We start from the raw sequence: 17,190 nt of genomic DNA, 5'->3' as shown, positions 1-17,190 counted from the left end.
GGCGGTCGGCCCGCTCAGGGCCGTGGGGGTCGCCCGGCCGGTCGCGGTAGGCGCGCCGCCGCGGCCGCCAGCAGCAGGTCCAGCGCGTACGGGTAGCCGCTGCGGCGCATGTCGGCCGCCAACAGGGGTGCGGTGGCCGCGATGTTGGGGTGGGTGTCGGCCGCCAGGCATCCGTAAGCGGCCTGCCAGACCTCGTCGTCGGCGGCCCGCGCGGCGGGGGGCAGGGCCAGGGCGGCGGCGTCGAGGGCGGCGAAGCCCAGGCTCTGGTCGACGAAGGCGTGGTAGATCCGGACCGCCTCCGGGTCCGGGAACCCGGCTGCGCGCAGGACTCCCAGGATCGCCTCGACGGCGCGGATCTCGTGGCTGCGCCCGGTGGTCCGGTGGGCCGCCAGCAGTGCCGCCTGGGGGTGTGCCTGGTACGCGCGGTGGATGCGCAGGCCGATCTCGCGCAGGTCGGCGCGCCAGTCACCGGTGGGCCGCCAGCCGTGCTGGGCGCGTCCGATCAGTTCGTCGGCGAGGGCGAGGAGCAGGTCGTCGGTGTTGCGGAAGTACCGGTAGACGGCGCTGGGATCGGCGCCGAGCGCGGCGCCCAACCGCCGCACCGTCAGCGCCTCGGCGCCGTGCTGGCCGACCAGGCGCAGCGCGGTCTCGACGATCAGCTGGCGGGAGAGCACGACGCCTTGTTTGGTCGGTCGTCGGCGTCGCCGCTGCGGCTCGGGCACCACTCGTTCTGCCATGGCCCCGGACCTTACGACAACGTCATTGACGTGAGAAGTGCCCGGCGGCTTTCATGTCGAGCCAACCGGCCGCCCGGTCGGATTCCTCATGAACACGGCGGTGATCCGTTGACAGCCAAGGTCAAGGACACGAGCGCCCGGCCGGAGTCGGCCGGCGGGTCCCATCCGGCCGGCATGCGCAGGTCCGTCGGGGTCGGCGGGGCGCTGGTGATCGCCGCGTCCAGCACCGCGGCCACCTCCAGCATCGGCATCGGCCTGGGGCTGATGGCCGGGGTCGTCGGGCTGCACCTACCGGCGATCATGCTGGTGGCGTTCCTGCCGGTGCTGGCCATCGCCGGCGCGTACGGGCGCCTGAACCGCGTCGAACCCGACGCCGGCAGCAGCTACCGGTGGGTGGGCCGGCTCCTCAACCCCTGGCTGGGCTTCCTGACGGGTTGGGTCAACGTCGTCGGCACGGTCGTCTTCATGGCCTACACCACCGCGGTGACCGGGTCGGCCGTCCTCCAACTCCTCGGCGAGGCCACCGTCCACCGCATCGGCGGGCTGGCCCTCGATCCCGACTCCACCCTCCAGTCGACCCTGATCGGGCTGGTCGTCCTGTTCGCCGCCGCCCTGATCGCCGTGCGGGGGCTCGACCTGGCCGCCCGGCTCCAGCGGTACCTGTTGGTCTTCGAGTACGCGGTGCTGCTGGCCTTCTGCGGCTACGGCCTGTTCGCCGGCGATCAACCGCTGTCGCCGGAGTGGTTCGACCCGTTCGCCATCCCCTCGCTCCAGGCCCTCGCCCAGGGCATGGTGCTGGCGGTGTTCTGCTACTGGGGGTTCGAATCGGTCTTCAGCGTCGGCGAGGAGGTGCGCACCGCGCGCGACGCCTCCCGCGGCGGCTTCCTCGCCCTCACCCTCATGATGCTGCTGTTCGTCTTCGCCGGCACGGCCTTCCAACGGGTCCTTCCGCTGGACGAACTGGCCGACAACGGGGCGCACGGACTGACGTACTTCGGCACGAAGCTGGCCCACCAGCCGCTCGCCGCCCTGCCGTTGATCGCCCTGACCTTCTCGGCCGCGGCGTCCCTCCAGGCCGCGGTGATCCCCACCGCGCGCGGCATGTACGCGATGGGCCGCGACGGCACCGTGGGCCGGGTGTGGACCCGGCTCCACCCCCGTCACCGGACCCCGGCCGCCGGCACCCTGCTCATCACCGCGATCGCCGCCGTCCTGGCCCTGGTGTCGCTGGTCATCCCCACCGTCGGTGCACTGATCTCCGCCGCGGTGAACGCCATCGGCATCGTCGTCGCGCTGTACTACGCGCTCACCGCGATCGCGGCGGCGGTGCGCTTCCGCCCGTTGCTGCGCACCGCGCCCGGCGAGGCGCTGCGCGTGGTCGTGGCCCCGCTGCTGGGCGCGCTCGTCCTGCTCGCCGTCGGCGGGTACCTCGCCTGGGACTTCTACCGGTCGACGGACCACTTCGCGCTGGCCGCGGACAACGGCTGGTTCGAGTTGGCCGTGGTCGTCTTGATGCTCGTGTCCGGTCTGCCGTTCGCGGCGTGGGCCCGCTGGCGGCGGCGGGCACCCTACTTCCTGGCGCGCCCCGCCGGGGACACGGTGCCACCGGGCGACTGACCGGCCCACCGCACCCACCGTTCCCGCCGCACCCTCCGTTCTCTCCGTTCCCTCCGTTCCTTCCGTTCCTTCCGTTCCCTCCGAACCCTGCATTCGATCCGTGCCCCGCCTCCGCGGATGGTGCGCGGACCCCGACCCGACGGGAGTACTCCCATGGCCCCAGCCGACCTCGTCTTCACCCGCGGCCCCATCCACACCCAAGACCCCGCCCGCACCCGGGCGAGCAGTCTCGCCGTGACGGGCGAACGCATCACGGCCGTCGGCCACGACGACGTGCGGGAGCTGATCGGTCCCGCCACCGAAGTCGTCGACCTCACCGGCAAGTTGCTGCTGCCCGGATTCCAGGACGCGCACATCCACGCCGTCTTCGGCGGCCTGGAGCTCGCCGAGTGCGACCTCACCGGGACCGTCGGCGTCGACGAGTACCTGCGGCGGATCCGCGAGTTCGCCGACGCGCACCCCGAACGTGCCTGGATCACCGGTGGCGGCTGGTCGTTGGAGAGCTTCGCCGGCGGCCTGCCCACCCGCCGACTTCTCGACTCGGTCGTGCCGGACCGCCCGGTCTACCTGCCCAACCGCGACCACCACGGCGCCTGGGTCAACACCCGCGCGCTCGAACTGGCCGGCCTCACCAAGGACTCCCCCGACCCTGCCGACGGCCGGATCGAGCGCGAGCCCGACGGCACACCGAGCGGCGTCCTCCAGGAGGGCGCGACCGGCCTGATCACCCGGCTGGTGCCGCAACGCACCGCCCCGGACCGCCTGGCCGGCCTGCTGCGCGCGCAGCAACTGCTGCACTCCCTCGGCATCACCGCCTGGCAGGACGCGCTGCTCGGTTCCTTCCACGGCCAGTGCGACCCCTCGGACGCCTATCTGACCGCCGCCCGGGACGGCAGCCTGACCGCCAGGGTCACCGGCGCGCTCTGGTGGGACCGGGCACGCGGCGCGGAGCAGATCCCCGAACTGGTCGCCCGGCGCGCCGAGTTGAGTCACGGCCGGTTCCGGGCCCGGGCGGTGAAGATCATGCAGGACGGCATCGCGGAGAACTTCACCGCCGCCATGACCAGCCCCTACCTGGACTCCTGCGGCTGCGCGACCACGAACACCGGACTGAGCTTCGTCGATCCGGTGGCGCTGCGCGGGCACGTCACCGCGCTGGACGCGCTGGACTTCCAGGTGCACTTCCACGCCCTCGGCGACCGTGCGGTCCGCGAGGCCCTCGACGCCGTCGAGGCGGCCCGCAGCGCCAACGGCCGACGCGCCACCCGGCACCACCTCGCCCACCTCCAGGTCGTCCACCCCGACGACCTGCCGCGGTTCGCCCGGCTCGGCGCCATCGCCAACATCCAACCGCTGTGGGCCGCCCACGAACCCCAGATGGACGAGCTGACCATCCCCTTCCTCGGCCCCGAACGGGCCGGCTGGCAGTACCCGTTCGGCTCCCTGCTGCGCGCCGGCGCCACCCTCGCGGCCGGCAGCGACTGGCCCGTCAGCAGCCCCGACCCGCTCGCCGGCCTGCACGTCGCGGTCAACCGCAAGGAGCCGGACACCGCCGACGAGCGGGTGTTCCTGCCGGAACAGCGCCTGGACCTCGGCACCGCGGTCGCCGCGTACACGGCCGGCTCCGCACACGTCAACGGACTCGACGACGCCGGCACGCTCCGCGTCGGCCACCTCGCCGACCTGGTCGTCCTCGACCGCGACGTCTTCACCGCGCCCCCGGAGGAGATCGCCCGGGCCACCGTGCTGGAGACGTACGTGGGCGGGCGGCGCGTGTACACCGCCGACTGACCCCGCGGGCGCGCCCGGCGGCGCCGGTGGCCGATCCGCATTCGTCGCGGCGGGCGCCCGGCGCCGCCCCCGTCCCGCGCGCCCCAACCGGCTCCCCGATGGCCCCAACCCGCACTCCCACCCCGCTCGGAACGGCCTTCGCGCACCGCTTCCGGTCGAGTGCGGCCCGGGCGGCGCCAGGGGTGCCGCCGGGCGCGTTCCGCGGGTAGCCATAGGGCAGGGTGCCCGCGCCTTCCAGGACTCGACCACCGTCATCGCGGACTCGGAATCCGCCCCACCCCCCACTGCCCGGACGCGGTGCCCGGATTCCGCACACACCACGGATTCGCCCCGGCCGCGCCGTACTCCCCCTGCGCTCCCGCCACCATCCGTGCTCCGCCTCCGCGGCCGCCGTCCTGAAGGAGAGCAGGTCATGCCTCAGCAGTCCCCCCACGTCCTCGACCCGGCCGGCCGCGACCGCCAGACCGAGGACGCCTCCTTACGGGCCCGCGGCCCGATGGCCCGGGTCGACGTGCTCGGGGAGGAAGCCTGGGCCGTCACCGACCCCGAGCTGTTGCGGAGCCTGCTCCTGGACGACCGGGTGTCCAAGGACCCGCACCGGCACTGGGACCGCTTCCCCGACCGGACCGCCGACTGGCCGCTGAACCTGTGGGTGGCGGTCGAGAACATGTTCACCGCGTACGGCGCCGAGCACCGTCGGCTGCGGCTGCTGATCGCCCCCGCGTTCGCGGCCCGGACCATCACCGGGCTGGAGCCGGACATCGAGCGCTTCACCCGGGAGCTGCTGGACGACCTCGCCACCGCGCGGCCGGGCGAGGCAGTGGATCTGCGCGAGCGGTTCGCCGCTCCGCTGCCGATCCGCGTCATCACGCACCTGATGGGCCTGCCCGCACACCTGCTGCCGGACTTCCGCCGCGCCGTCAACGGCGTCTTCGCCACCGACGTCACCGCGGAGGCGGCCGCCGCCAACGCCCGGGACCTCTACGCCGCCCTGGACGCCTTGCTCGCCCTGAAGCAGGAGCGGCCCGGCGACGACCTCACCACCCGTCTCCTCCAGGCCCGCGGCCCCGAGGGCCAGGGGCACGGCCTCACTCCCCAGGAGGTGCGGGACACCCTGCTGTTGGTGATCAGCGCCGGGTACGAGACCACCGTGAACCTCATCGACCAGGCCCTGGTCGCGCTGCTCAGCCATCCCGAACACCTCGCCGCCGCCCGGTCCGGCGCGCTGCCCTGGGGCGACGTGGTCGAGGAGACGCTGCGCTGGCAGGCACCGGTCCCCCTCCTGCCGATGCGGTTCGCCACCACCGACATCCCGGTGGCGGACGGCACCGTCATCCGCAAGGGGCAGGCGATCCTCGCCGCGTACTCCGCGGCCAACCGGCACCCCGCGCTGCACGGGCCGGACGCGGACCGGTTCGACCCCACCCGCCCCGACAAGACCCACCTCTCGTTCGGTCACGGCGTCCACCTCTGCCTCGGCGCGACCTTGGCCCGCCTGGAAGCCACCACGGCGCTGCGGATGCTCACCGCCCGCTTCCCGGAGCTGCGCCTCGCGGTGCCGGCCGACGCGCTCGTCCCCCTGCCGTCGTTCCTCGCCAACGGCCATGTGAGCCTGCCCGCCCTCGTCGGCCCGGAGGCGGGGGCCTGAAGCGGACGTTCCTGAGGACGGGCCTGGGTCGGACCGCGCGCACCGGTGGCGCGCGACCGAGGGCGTGCGGCGCCGTCGGCGGCCCTCGGACGTGGTCCAGCGCGGCGGGTCCGCGCTGGGCAGGGCGGTGGCGACCGGCACCGCAAATTGGTCTAGTCCTATCTTGGTCCAGTCCATTGACATGCTCCTGATCTCGGGGCTATCCCAGAGGCAACACCGCTGCCGGCAAAGGGACTTGGCGACCCCCCCCTCCTCACCCTCGGGACATCCATGAGACGCAGGCGCACCCTCCGAGCAGTCCTCACCGCAACCGTCACCGCCGTGGCCACGGCCGGCCTGACCGCCCTGGGCGGCGGCGCGGCCCACGCGGCCACCCCACTACCGGCCCACGTGTTCGCGCCCTACTTCGAGTCGTGGACGGGCGAGAGCCCCGCCGCGCTCTCCGCCCAGTCCGGCGCCAAACACCTGACGATGGCGTTCCTCCAGACCGCCACCAAGGGCTCCTGCACCGCCTATTGGAACGGCAGCACCGACACCCCGGTCTCCCCGGCCTCCTTCGGCGACGACATCAAGACGATCAAGGCGAACGGGGGTGACGTCATCCCCTCCTTCGGCGGGTACACCGCGGACACCACCGGCACCGAGATCGCCGACAGCTGCACCGACGTCAACCAGATCGCCGCCACGTACGAGAAGGTCCTCACGACGTACGACGTGAGCCGGCTCGACATGGACATCGAGGCCGATTCGCTGGACGACTCCGCCGCCGTCGACCGCCGGAACCAGGCCATCAAACTCGTCCAGGACTGGGCGAAGGCCAACGGCCGCACCGTCGAGATCTCCTACACCCTGCCGACGACGACCCACGGGCTCACCGACAGCGGACTCGCCGTACTACAGAGCGCGGTGCGCAACGGCGCCCGCGTCGACGTCGCCAACATCATGACGTTCGACTACTACGACAACGCCAGCCACGACATGGCCAAGGACACCCAGACCGCGGCCCAAGGGCTGTACGACCAGCTCGCACCGCTCTACCCGGACAAGAGCCCGGCCCAGTTGTGGGGCATGATCGGCATCATCGAGATGCCCGGCGTCGACGACTTCGGTCCGGCCGAGACCTTCTCCCTCGCCAACGCGAAGGACGTCTACGACTGGGCGGTGGCCAAGGGCGTCAACACCCTGTCGTTCTGGGCGTTGCAGCGGGACAACGGCGGCTGTCCCGGCGCCCCGTCCGGCGACACCTGCTCCAGCATCCCGCAGAACACCTGGGACTTCAGCCACGTCTTCGAGCCGTTCACCCGCGGCGCCACCGCGCCGGCCGACGACTTCTCACTGACCGCGGATCCCGTCAGCGGCTCGGTGGCCGCCGGCGGCCGGGCCACCGCGGCGGTGCGCACCGCGGTCACGGCCGGCGCGGCGCAGTCGGTGCAGCTCACGGTCGGCGGGGCGCCCAAGGGGGCGACCGCCGCACTGAGTCCCGCCGCGGTGTCGGCGGGCGGCTCCTCGACGCTGACCGTGAGCACCACCGCGGCGACGGCTTCGGGGACGTACCACCTCACCGTCACCGGCACCGGCCCGTCCGGCAGCCACAGCACGGCGTTCGCGCTGACCGTCACCGGCGGGAGCGGCAGCCAGTGCACGGCCAGCCCGTGGACCAGCGGCGCGGTCTACACCGGCGGGCAGCAGGTCTCGTACCAGGGGCACACCTGGAAGGCGAAGTGGTGGACGACGGGTGAGGAGCCCGGCGCCACCGGTGACGGGGGCGTCTGGCAGGACCTCGGCGCCTGCTGAGACACCGGCCGCCCCGGTTGCCGTCCGCCGAGACCCGCAGCCGCCGTCCCCCCCTCGGCGGGGGCGACGGCGGCTGCGGCGCAGCGGCGTCAGGCGGGTTCTCCGGCGGCCGCGGCGGCCGGCGCGCTCCGGGACGGCCAACGGATCCGCGTGCTGCACAGCGTGACGACGAGCGCAGAGGCGGCGACCGCCGCCATCCCCCACGCCAGGCCGACGGCATTGGCGAGGAACCCGATGAACGGCGGCCCGGCCAGCAGGCCGAGCGTGCCCATCGCGGCGACCAGCGTCAGCGCCCGGGCGCCCTGGCCGGCCGCGGCCACGTACACGCACGGGGTGACGGCCGCGATGCCCAGGCCGACACAGGCGAAACCGATCAGGGCCGGTACCGCGCCGCCGCTCAACAGGGCGAGGGCCAACCCGACCCCGGCCAGTGCGCTGCCGGCGCGGACGACGGTCCCGTCCCCCCAGCGGCCGCGCCAGCCGTCGGCGAACAGCCGGGCCAGCACCATCACACCGGAGACCACGGCGATGCCCATCGGCGCCAGTTGGGCCGACGCCTTGGCGACGTCCTTCAGGTACAGCGCGGACCAGTCGTTCATGGCGCCCTCGGTGACCGTGCCGAAGGCCATGGCGCAACACATCCACAGCGTCAGGCGGGAGGGCAGCGCCCACCGGCGGCGGCCCTGCCGTTCCTTGGGGGCCGCCGCCGGCTGCTCCTCGGTCAGCAGGCCCGGCCCGGCGCAGCCCACCAACAGCAGCAGGACCGCCGCGGCCACCGCGAAGTGCGTGGTCACGGCCGGGGTCACCGCGGTCACCGCCGAGGCCAGGACCGCGGCCGCCAGGGACCCGGCGCTGAAGGTCGCATGCAGTTTGGCCATCGCGTGGCGCCGGTGCCGGGCTTCGAGCGCGGCGCCCTGGGCGTTCATCGCGACGTTCAACGCGCCCACCAGCACCCCGTCCACGCCCATGACCACCAACGCCGTCGGGTAGTTGGGGGCCGCCGCCAACGCGAACAGCAGCAGCGCCAGGCAGAGCGCGGACAGCAGCGCCAGGCGTCTCGCTCCCAGTCGGTTCATCAACAGCGTGACCAGGGGGAACGACACCGCCGCGCCCACTCCGGTGGCCATCAGCAGCACCCCCACTTCGGCGGCGGTCAGGCCGAGCTGTGCCTTGATCGCGGGGATCCGAGACGCCCAGGTGGCGTACTGGAATCCCAGCGAGCAGAACAGCGCGGCGATCGCCAACTGCGCCCGCAGGAAGGGATCGTGCACGCGGAACACCGGAAATCATTCCCCTTCGTGGTGGTGTGGTGCCGGACCGTGCGACGTCGCGCCGGCCGGTTTCGGGGCCGCGGTGCGGTCGCCCCGCACCGGCCTGGACATGTAGACGGCCTGCCCGCCGTACTCACCGGGAGGGACCACCCCGGGGTGCCGGACGAACCCGTGCGCGGCCCAGAAGGTCCCGCTGCCGGCGACCGCGACGAGGGAGAGTTGCTCGTAGCCGCCGGCCCGCGCCGTGGCCGTCAGGTGGCGCAGCAGCCGCCCGGCGAGCCCCCGGCCGCGGAGCGGTTCGGCGATGACGAGGTCGTGCAGGTGGAGGTTGCGCGACGGGACGACGGTCCCGGCCGCCGGGCCTTCGGCGTTCCCCACTGCGACGCCCTCCGCGCGGACCAGGTCCGGGTAGTGGAACATCGGGTAGGGCAGCGCCAACAGGTAGCCGGCCAGGCCGTGTGGGAGGTCGAGCACGAAGCAGGTGTCCGGCGAGGCGTGGCCCCGGGACCGCAGCGCGGCCGGCTCCTCCGAGAGGCCGAGCGCGGCGTAGGCGCGGGACTCCAGCGCGGCGATGCCGCCCCAGTCGTCGTCCGTGATCTGCCGGATGCGGGCGTGGTGGCTCATCTACCGGGCACCTCCCGCGGCCGGTCGGGAGTGTGGCATCGTGGCCGGCCGCCGGGCCCGCCCGGGGGTCTCGCCGTGGATCCAGGCGGTGGGCAGCGGGCGGAAGCCGTTGAAGCCCTGCGTCAGGTAGCTGATGGCGTAGGCGCCGCAGGACAGCACCCAGACCGGGTCGCCGGACGCAAGGTCCGCGGGCACCTCGACCAGGCCGCCGTCCGAGGCGAAGGCGTCGTCACCGTCGCAGGTGGGGCCCGCCACGACGGCGGGCAGCCGGGCCGTGCCGGCGTGCGCGGGGAAGACCAGCCGGTACTGCAACTGGTCCATCTCGTAGAGGCCGTTGAACTTCCCCACGCTCAGGTACAGCCAGCGCTGCCGGGTGCCGTCCGGCTGCTCGCGGGTGGTCAGCCGGGCCACGTGCGCACGCACGGCGCCGTGGTCCGCGACGAGATAGCGCCCCGGTTCCACCAGGAACTCCAGGGGGTGTCCACAGACCTCCGGGAGACGTTCGAGGCCCTCCCGGATCACCGCGAAGATCTTGTCGACGGGCGGGTCGAGGGTGCGCCCGCGCCGGTCCGCGTAGCCCAGGGCCGGCAGGCCGCCGCCGAGGTTGACCCGGGCCACGGACAGCCCGCGGCGGCGCAGGGCCGCCAAGGTCTCGGCCGTGCGGTCGAGGGCCCGGCGCCAGGCGTCCGCGGTCATCTGCTGCGAACCCACGTGGAAGGACAGGCCCTTCGGGACCAGTCCGGCGTCCCGCGCCGCGGCCAGCACCCGCACCGCGTCGGCGGGCGAACAGCCGTACTTGTTGCTGAGCCCCCACAGCGCGCCGTCCCCGTCGGTGGCCAACCGGCAGAACACCCGGGCGCCGGGGGCGTGGGCGGCGACGGCCGCCACGTCCTCCAGGCTGTCCGTCGCGAAGTCCCGCACGCCGAGCCGGTGGGCTTCGGCGAGGTCCCGGTCGGACTTGACGGTGTTGCCGTAGTGGATCCGCTCGACCGGCACGCCGGCGCGCAGCGCTTGGGCGATCTCCCGCGGACTGGCCGCGTCGACGCCTGCTCCCCGCTCCGCCAGGCAGGCGAGGACAGCATCCATCGGACATGCCTTCATGGCGAAGCGCACGGCCACGCCGGGCAGTTCCCGTTGCAGGGTGGCGTGGTTGTCGGCGATGCCGGCCAGGTCGAGGACGATCTGGTCCTCGGTCGCGGCGGCCAGTGCGGCGTGCAGGGCCGGGTTGTGGTGGCTCATCGGCGCGCCCGGTCCGGTTGCGGGGCGGGCCACCGCGGGCCGGCGGCCCGGCTCGCCGCCACCAGCGCCGCCCATGCCTCGATGAGCAGGGCGAAGTCGGCCATGTCCTGGCGGGCTTCGTGGAGCAGCCGGTCCCGTCGGGAGGCCAGGACGTCGGCGAACGCGGCGTACTTCCCGCCGAGTTTGCGGTAGGAGGCGTCGAGGACGTCGAGCCGCTGGACGTTCTCCGCCGGGTCCAGTTCGGTGCTCTCCCGGACGAAGGCGGCGATCGCGGCGGCGCGGACCTGCTGGTCGTCGTCAAGCAGTGCCTGGTTGGCGCGGGCCATCCGGTCGTAGACGAAGTTGAAGTAGAGCATGGAGAGGAAGAACTTGGCGAACCGTGTCTGGTAGGCCAGGAAGCCCGGGCCGGTCCGCCGTTCGCCGGTGTAGAAGTTCACGATGTTGCGGTTGTGGAGGACGCCGGGCAGCGTGGCGTCGTGCACGAGGTGGATGAGGAAGTAGTCGCTGCCGATGGTGTTGGTGGCGGGCGGCAGCGGCACCCGCTCGTGCACGTGATGGAAGCTGATGTTGCACATGTCCACCCGCATGGGATCGACCAGGGTCAGCACGGAGTGGTCCTGGCGGAACGGCTCCGTCCCGGCGCCCCGGAAGGACTCGTCGACGAGCTCTTGCCTGGCCTGGGCCGACCAGTCACCGGGTGCCCACAGTCCGACCACGTCGGTGTAGACGGCGGGGTCGGTCCGGTGGATCTCGGCGACGTCGACGGACAGTTCGCCGACGAAGGAACTGCCCACCATGGCAACGGGTTTGTGGCCGTGGAGCGGGTCCAGGGCGTTGTGGGTGACACCCGGTGCGGCGTCGTCGGCGCGCTTGCCGAGCGAGCGGAGCTCGTGGTGGATGGGGAAGACCGGCGCGCCGTCGAGGGTCTGGTAGCGGCTGTCCGAGTCCCGGCGGTGCACCGACCGGCACCCCAGGGCGGCGGCGATCAGGAACGCGCGGTTGGTGCAGGCGCCGTAGGAGGGTTCCGCCGGGAGCATCAGGTCCAGCACGAGTTCCGGCTTGGTGACGCCGGCGTCGCCGACCACCCGCCACAGGAAGTCGCGCTGGGCGGCCTCGTCCAGGTGGTGCACGACGACGTTCGGCACCGGGGGCAGTTCCCCGAGCGCCCGGGCGTGTTGGGCGAAGACCGGGGCGGTGCAGGAGTCCAGGACCACCAGGTGGACCTCGACGTCGAAGTGCCCGGCCGCGTGGGCGGCCTCCGCGCCGATGGCCCGGATCATGGCCGTGCAGGCCCGGTTGGTGGGCAGGGTCAGGCAGATTCTGCGCATGCGCCTGCTCCCCTGGGCTCCGCGGGCTCCCGCCCGTGCCACGGCTCCAGGCCCAGGAGCCTGGCGCCCAGTGCGGTCAGGTCGGACGTGCCGTACCTGAGGGACTCGTGCCGGGTGGCGTCGCCGACGAGCGTGGCGTTCCAGTCCGGGGTCCGCAGGTGCCGCCAGGAGTCGATCCGGGAGTCGGTGAGCGCGTGGTGCGAGGCGAGCGCCGGCATCATGGCGAGGTACTGGACCGCGCGCACCTTGTCGCGCGAGGTGTTGGCGGCGACCCCGTGGGCCAGCAGGCCGTTCCAGATCAGCAGGTCGCCGGCGGCCAGTTCGGGTCGGACGACGGGGAGTTCGGCGCGGTCGAAGGCGGGGCGGAGCGGGTCGCGGTCGGCCGGTTGCAGAGCCCGCCAGCGCTCGAACTGGCGGAACAGTTCGGGCGCGCACTGGAATCCGCCGCAGTCGGCGTCGGTGTCGTTCAGGGCGATGATGCCCTGGACCCGTTGGGGCAGCACCCCGAGCGAGGTGTCGACGTCCCAGTGCAGTGCGATGTCGAACCCGCGCTCGGTCGGTGCGATGAGCCCGCGGTCGCGGTTCTTGATGTTGGGTGGGTTCAGGTTGAGCCGGTCCAGGGTCACCCAGAGCTCTTCGCAGTCCCACACGTCGACGAACGCGTCGTAGACCCGCTGGGTCTGGCGGCTGTCCCAGAGGGCTTGGTGGTGGTACGCCTCGACGAACCCGTAGACGTGCAGGTCCCGTTCCAGTTCCGAGCGGAACTCGCGCTCCTCGTACCAGGTTTCCGGGTGGTCGGGGTCGAGTCCCTGGAAGTCCCAGGCGAAGTCCAGCAGGCGTCGGGCCGCGTCCGCCGGGATCGCCTGCTCGACGACGACGTAGCCGTAGGTCTGCCAGAAGGCGAACTGCTCCTCGGACAGCACCCGCAGCTCCCGCGTCTTGCGGAGTTCGCGCAGGGGTGTGCGGGCCAGGTAGGTCTCGCCGTCCGCGCTGAAGTAGGGCACGTCCGAGGCAGCTCGGTGCAAGTACTCGTCAGTCGCTGGCATGCAGCGCTCCAAGGGTCGTGTCGGTGGGTGCCGGCGCCGCCGCCCCTGCCCGGGTCCGACGGCGTGGGACGTGTTGGGTCGGTGCCCGGGCCGTGCGGCCGGCAGCCGCGCACGGCCTTCGCGCGGTGCGGCGCCCGTGCCGCGTCGGGGCACGGTGCCGGCGGGGGCGCCGTCGGTGGGGAGTCGGTCCGCGCTGCGGCGGGTGTCGTTGCCGGAGGTGAGCAGGGTGGGGCGGCCAGAAGTGGTGGGGTGCGCGTCCGTGCACCCGCCGGTCACCCGCGTGGGAGTGGTGGTCTCCGCGAGTGCAGCACCGGCCCGTGCGCCCGCCCGGAACGGTCACTTCCGCCCCTCAGGCACCGTGGGTCACTTGCTTCACTCACGCCCCAACAAAGTGGACTAGACCAACTCGCCATGTCAAGGCTGGAGTTACCGGAGGCCACGGATCCGCCGCGAGAAGCCGATGGAACGAGAAGGCGCGGGCGATCCCTTGACATCCCGGATTGGACTAGGCCAATATCCGCTGGTCTGTACCAACGCTCCGATCGATGCGTCGCCACGACCCGGAAGGCCCCGTCGATGACCTCCAGCAAGCACAGCAAGGAGTTGCGACGACTCGCACTCTCCGTCCTCCAGCCGGGATTCGTCGGCACCGAGGCACCGGACTGGGTACTGCGCGCCATCAACGACGGCCTGTCCTCCGTCGTGCTCTTCTCCCGCAACATCGTCTCGACCGCCCAGGTCGCCCGACTGACCGCACAACTCCGCGCCGAAAATCCCGAGTTGATCGTCGCCATCGACGAGGAAGCCGGCGACGTCACCCGCATCGAGTCCGCGACCGGCGCCACCCGGCCCGGCAACTTCGCCCTCGGCACCGTGGACGACCTCGAACTCACCGCGGCCGTCGCCGGCGACCTGGGCCGCCAGCTGCGCGCCGCCGGCATCAGCCTCGACTACGCACCGAGCGTGGACGTCAACTCCAACCCCGACAACCCCATCATCGGGGTCCGCTCGTTCGGCGCCGACACCGCGCTGGTCGCCCGGCACGCCGCCGCGTGGGTCCGGGGGCTCCAGGCGGCCGGGGTCGCCGCCTGCGCCAAGCACTTCCCCGGCCACGGGGACGTCGCGGTCGACTCCCACCACGGCCTGCCCACCTACGACGCCGACCTCGACGAGATCGCCGCCCAGGCCCTGCCCCCGTTCCGGGCCGCCGTCGAAGCGGGCGTCGGCGCGGTGATGAGCGGTCACCTCCTGGTGCCGGCCCACGACCCGGACCTGCCGGCCACCCTCAGCTCCCGCCTCCTGAACGACCTCCTGCGCAAGGAGATCGGCTTCGACGGCCTGATCGTCACCGACGCCATCGAGATGGGGGCGGTCGCCGACCGGTACGGCCTCGGCGGCGCCGCGGTCATGGCCGTCGCCGCCGGCGCCGATGCGGTCTGCGTCGGCGGTGAGCACGCCGAGGAGTCCACCACCGCACTGCTCACCGCCGCGCTCGTCGACGCCGCCAGCCGGGGCGAACTCGCAGCAGAGCGCCTGGCCGAAGCCGCCGACCGCGTCCGGGCGTTCGCCACCTGGTCGCACCAGTTGGGGCAGCGGGCCCCGCTCGACCCCGTCCAGCACGACATCGGCTTCGTCGCCGCCCGCCGCGCCCTGCGGACCCGCGGCCCGGCGGACGACGTCCTGCCCCTGGCCGCCGCGCCGCACGTGGTGGAGCTGGTGCCCTCGACCAACCTCGCCATCGGCGACGAAACGCCGTGGGGCATCGCCGCACCGCTGCGCGAACGACTGCCCGGCACCACCTCCGTCCGCCTTCCGCACCAGCAACTCGACGCCAGCCCCGGCACGCTGACGGACCACGCGCTGGCACCCGCGGCCGGCCGTCCGCTGGTCGTCGTCGTCCGGGACGCCGCCCGGCACACGTGGATGGGCCGTGCCCTCGCCGCTCTCACCACGGCCCGTCCCGATGCCGTCGTGGTCGAGATGGGCCTGCCGAGCGACGCCCTCCCCGGAGCCGTCCGGATCTTCACGCACGGTGCCACCGCCGCCTCCGGCGTCGCCGCAGCGGAAGTCCTGGCCCTCGGCCGCACGGGCCGCACCGCCTAGCCGGTCCCGGTTGCCGTCGGGCAGCGGAGTTCGGAAGGGGGCCGTCGAAGACGGCTGCGGAATCAGTGTTCCGGCCCGCTGGGAGTGAAGCGCACGGGGAGGTTGTGCAGCCCGCGCATGACGATTCCGAGCCGCCACCGGAGGTCCCCCTCGTCCACGGCGAGCCGGACGTCGGGCAGCCGCCGTAGGACGGTTCCGATGGCGATCTGCCCCTCCAGGCGGGCCAACGGGGCTCCCAGGCAGTAGTGGATGCCGTGGCCGAACGCCACGTGCTGGTTGTCCTCCCGCGAGACGTCGAAGCGACCGGGGTCGGCGAAGCGGGACGGATCACGGTTGGCGGAGGCCAGCACGACCACCACTGTCTGGTCCGCCGGGATCGTCACCCCGCCGATCTCGACCGGCCTGGTCGTGAAGCGCCACGTGGTCGTCTCCACCGGCCCTTCATAGCGCAGCATCTCCTCCACCGCCGTGGGGAGCAGCGACGCGTCGGCGCGCAGGGCGGCGAGCTGCTCGGGGTTGCTCAGGAGCGCGAGCATGCCGTTGCCGATGAGGTTCTCGGTGGTCTCGTGACCGGCGACGAGCAACAGGAAGGCCATCCAGACCACTTCGTCGTCGTCGAGCGAGTCGCCGTCCTCCGCCACCGAGACCAGTGCGGAGAGCAGCCCGTCGTCCGGGGCGACGTGCTTGTGCCGCACCAGATCGGTCAGGTAGGCGTTCAGTTGCGCGAAGGTGTCCTGGAGTTGAGGGCGCAGCGCCTCGTCCTCGGAGACCAGGATCGACGTCCAGCGCCGGAAGTCGTCGCGGTCCTCCGCCGGTACACCGAGCAGTTCGCAGATGACCGTGATCGGCAGCGGGAACGCCAGGTCGTCCATCAGATCGGCGCTGCCCTTCGCCACCACCTCGTCGAGGAGCGCGTCGGTGATTTCCTGGATGCGGGGCCGCAGTGCGCGCACCCGCCGGGCGGTGAACGTCCGGACCACCAGCTTGCGCAGCCGGGTGTGGTCGGGCGGATCGCTGTTGAGCATGTGGGCCATGAGCTGGAAGCCGTCCCGTTCGCCGGCTTCCACCATGGCATTCCGCAGGCTCGCGGGCACATTGGCCGGGGCCTTGGAAAGGCCCGGGTCGGCGAGCGCGGCTCGGGCGTCCGCGTAGCCGGTGACGAGCCAGACGTCCCCGTAGCCCGGGAGGTGCACCATGTGCGCGGGGCCCGACTCCCGTAACCCGGCGTAGAAATCATGGGGGTTGGCCTTGAACAACGGGTTCGTCACGTCGAATGACGCAAGGTCGCTCACTGGGGCTCTCCTCGCCGTACCTGTGGTGGCATGCCGGACGTCCACTATCACGAGGATTCACTGCGGGGATCCGGTGATTCCGCCGCATCGGCCCCTGCCCGGGCTCCGGCGATGTCGCGTGGGGAGACGCCCACGTCTACTAGGCCGGCCTGCCCGGTCGACGCGCAGCCAACGGAGGCGACGTCGTACCCCTCGCGGCCTGCCCGGCGGGCGTCGCGGGGCCGCGCGGGCACACCGGCGACCGGCGATGTCGGACCGCCCGGTCGGGCGCCGCCCGTCCGGCGGAAACGGAACGGACCCGTCCCCCTGCCGGCCCGACCGCACCACCGCCCACCCCCGTCACGCTGGGACCGAATGGGGAACCCCCCGTCCCCTCCCCTACCCGCGCACCGCACGGGCCGCCTACCGTGGGGACGGCGACGCACGAAGGACGGAGCGGCAGCACGTGCACACGGTGAACCTCGCGGTACGCGTCCCGGTCGGCCCGGCCGGTGCCGGCGCGGCCGAGTGCGACATCCGCTCGCCCCGCGCCGTCGCCAGCCGCCACGACCGGCCCGCCCACCACCACGACGGCACCGTGCCGGCGGCGCGCGTCCGCCCCCACCCGGGAAGTCCGCGGTGAGCGGTCGGCCGCCACCCCACGGTCACCGGGGGTGGCCGACCGGTCAGGGTGCGTGCCCGGGTGGCTGAATGGCGCCGA

13 protein-coding genes are annotated in these 17,190 nt (G+C 73.1%); 6 read left to right on the top strand and 7 right to left on the bottom strand.

Annotated features, from left to right (window positions below; all coding sequences use genetic code 11):
• Positions 1–14: 14 nt before the first annotated feature.
• Entirely contained in the window at positions 15–737 is a 723-nt protein-coding gene (locus ACLJT4_RS16020; protein ID WP_411122989.1) for a TetR/AcrR family transcriptional regulator, read from the bottom strand.
• A gap of 108 nt (positions 738–845) precedes the next feature.
• On the opposite strand from ACLJT4_RS16020, the gene ACLJT4_RS16015 reads away from it, so the two are divergent.
• The 4 genes from ACLJT4_RS16015 to ACLJT4_RS16000 all read left to right on the top strand — a co-directional run bounded on the left by ACLJT4_RS16015 (position 846) and on the right by ACLJT4_RS16000 (position 7,587).
• Positions 846–2,354 carry an APC family permease gene (locus ACLJT4_RS16015; protein WP_411122988.1) on the top strand — a complete coding sequence of 503 codons (1,509 nt, stop codon included), beginning with the start codon at positions 846–848 and terminating at the stop codon, positions 2,352–2,354.
• A gap of 153 nt (positions 2,355–2,507) precedes the next feature.
• Positions 2,508–4,145, top strand: a complete 1,638-nt coding sequence (locus tag ACLJT4_RS16010; RefSeq protein ID WP_411122987.1) for an amidohydrolase — start codon at positions 2,508–2,510, stop codon at positions 4,143–4,145.
• A gap of 412 nt (positions 4,146–4,557) precedes the next feature.
• A complete protein-coding gene (locus tag ACLJT4_RS16005) occupies positions 4,558–5,793 on the top strand; it encodes a cytochrome P450 family protein (protein ID WP_411122986.1) in 1,236 nt (411 codons plus the stop codon).
• Between the two features lie 270 nt (positions 5,794–6,063).
• Positions 6,064–7,587 (top strand): glycosyl hydrolase family 18 protein, encoded by a 1,524-nt coding sequence (locus tag ACLJT4_RS16000; RefSeq protein ID WP_411122985.1) that lies wholly within the window; start codon positions 6,064–6,066, stop codon positions 7,585–7,587.
• Between the two features lie 89 nt (positions 7,588–7,676).
• Here ACLJT4_RS16000 and ACLJT4_RS15995 read toward each other — a convergent pair whose 3' ends face one another.
• The 5 genes from ACLJT4_RS15995 to ACLJT4_RS15975 are packed head-to-tail and all read right to left on the bottom strand — an operon-like array spanning position 7,677 to position 13,095.
• On the bottom strand, positions 7,677–8,867 hold the full coding sequence (locus ACLJT4_RS15995) for an MFS transporter (RefSeq protein ID WP_411122984.1): 1,191 nt from the start codon (positions 8,865–8,867) through the stop codon (positions 7,677–7,679).
• Positions 8,868–8,873: 6 nt separating this feature from the next.
• Positions 8,874–9,482: a GNAT family N-acetyltransferase gene (locus ACLJT4_RS15990; RefSeq protein WP_411122983.1), complete on the bottom strand. Its 609-nt coding sequence runs from the start codon at positions 9,480–9,482 to the stop codon at positions 8,874–8,876.
• Positions 9,483–10,721, bottom strand: coding sequence for a type III PLP-dependent enzyme (locus ACLJT4_RS15985; RefSeq protein WP_411122982.1), 1,239 nt, complete (start codon positions 10,719–10,721; stop codon positions 9,483–9,485).
• Positions 10,718–12,049: a DUF6271 family protein gene (locus ACLJT4_RS15980; protein ID WP_411122981.1), complete on the bottom strand. Its 1,332-nt coding sequence runs from the start codon at positions 12,047–12,049 to the stop codon at positions 10,718–10,720. Before ACLJT4_RS15980 ends, ACLJT4_RS15985 begins: the two co-directional genes overlap by 4 nt.
• Positions 12,031–13,095 (bottom strand): phytanoyl-CoA dioxygenase family protein, encoded by a 1,065-nt coding sequence (locus ACLJT4_RS15975; RefSeq protein ID WP_411122980.1) that lies wholly within the window; start codon positions 13,093–13,095, stop codon positions 12,031–12,033. The genes ACLJT4_RS15980 and ACLJT4_RS15975 overlap by 19 nt, the downstream gene beginning before the upstream one ends.
• Before the next feature lie 576 nt (positions 13,096–13,671).
• Here ACLJT4_RS15975 and ACLJT4_RS15970 point away from each other — a divergent pair.
• Positions 13,672–15,198, top strand: a complete 1,527-nt coding sequence (locus ACLJT4_RS15970) for a glycoside hydrolase family 3 N-terminal domain-containing protein (RefSeq protein ID WP_411122979.1) — start codon at positions 13,672–13,674, stop codon at positions 15,196–15,198.
• Between the two features lie 62 nt (positions 15,199–15,260).
• Here the strand turns inward: ACLJT4_RS15970 and ACLJT4_RS15965 are convergent, their stop codons facing one another.
• Positions 15,261–16,490 (bottom strand): cytochrome P450 family protein, encoded by a 1,230-nt coding sequence (locus ACLJT4_RS15965; RefSeq protein ID WP_411122978.1) that lies wholly within the window; start codon positions 16,488–16,490, stop codon positions 15,261–15,263.
• Between the two features lie 445 nt (positions 16,491–16,935).
• On the opposite strand from ACLJT4_RS15965, the gene ACLJT4_RS15960 reads away from it, so the two are divergent.
• Positions 16,936–17,112 (top strand): hypothetical protein, encoded by a 177-nt coding sequence (locus ACLJT4_RS15960; protein WP_411122977.1) that lies wholly within the window; start codon positions 16,936–16,938, stop codon positions 17,110–17,112.
• Positions 17,113–17,190 lie beyond the last annotated feature (78 nt).

This window comes from Streptomyces sp. x-19 (genome assembly GCF_046549115.1).
In the GTDB taxonomy this organism is placed as follows: Bacteria; Actinomycetota; Actinomycetes; order Streptomycetales; family Streptomycetaceae; genus Streptomyces; species Streptomyces albulus_C.
This window is presented reverse-complemented; position numbering and strand designations above follow the sequence as displayed.

Excerpts from the sequence above, each read along its gene's own strand:
- ACLJT4_RS16020 (WP_411122989.1), bottom strand. The coding sequence starts at position 737 with ATGGCAGAACGAGTGGTGCCCGAGCCGCAGCGGCGACGCCGACGACCG.
- ACLJT4_RS16010 (WP_411122987.1), top strand. The coding sequence starts at position 2,508 with ATGGCCCCAGCCGACCTCGTCTTCACCCGCGGCCCCATCCACACCCAA.
- ACLJT4_RS16005 (WP_411122986.1), top strand. The coding sequence starts at position 4,558 with ATGCCTCAGCAGTCCCCCCACGTCCTCGACCCGGCCGGCCGCGACCGC.
- ACLJT4_RS16000 (WP_411122985.1), top strand. The coding sequence starts at position 6,064 with ATGAGACGCAGGCGCACCCTCCGAGCAGTCCTCACCGCAACCGTCACC.
- ACLJT4_RS15990 (WP_411122983.1), bottom strand. The coding sequence starts at position 9,482 with ATGAGCCACCACGCCCGCATCCGGCAGATCACGGACGACGACTGGGGC.
- ACLJT4_RS15985 (WP_411122982.1), bottom strand. The coding sequence starts at position 10,721 with ATGAGCCACCACAACCCGGCCCTGCACGCCGCACTGGCCGCCGCGACC.
- ACLJT4_RS15980 (WP_411122981.1), bottom strand. The coding sequence starts at position 12,049 with ATGCGCAGAATCTGCCTGACCCTGCCCACCAACCGGGCCTGCACGGCC.
- ACLJT4_RS15975 (WP_411122980.1), bottom strand. The coding sequence starts at position 13,095 with ATGCCAGCGACTGACGAGTACTTGCACCGAGCTGCCTCGGACGTGCCC.
- ACLJT4_RS15970 (WP_411122979.1), top strand. The coding sequence starts at position 13,672 with ATGACCTCCAGCAAGCACAGCAAGGAGTTGCGACGACTCGCACTCTCC.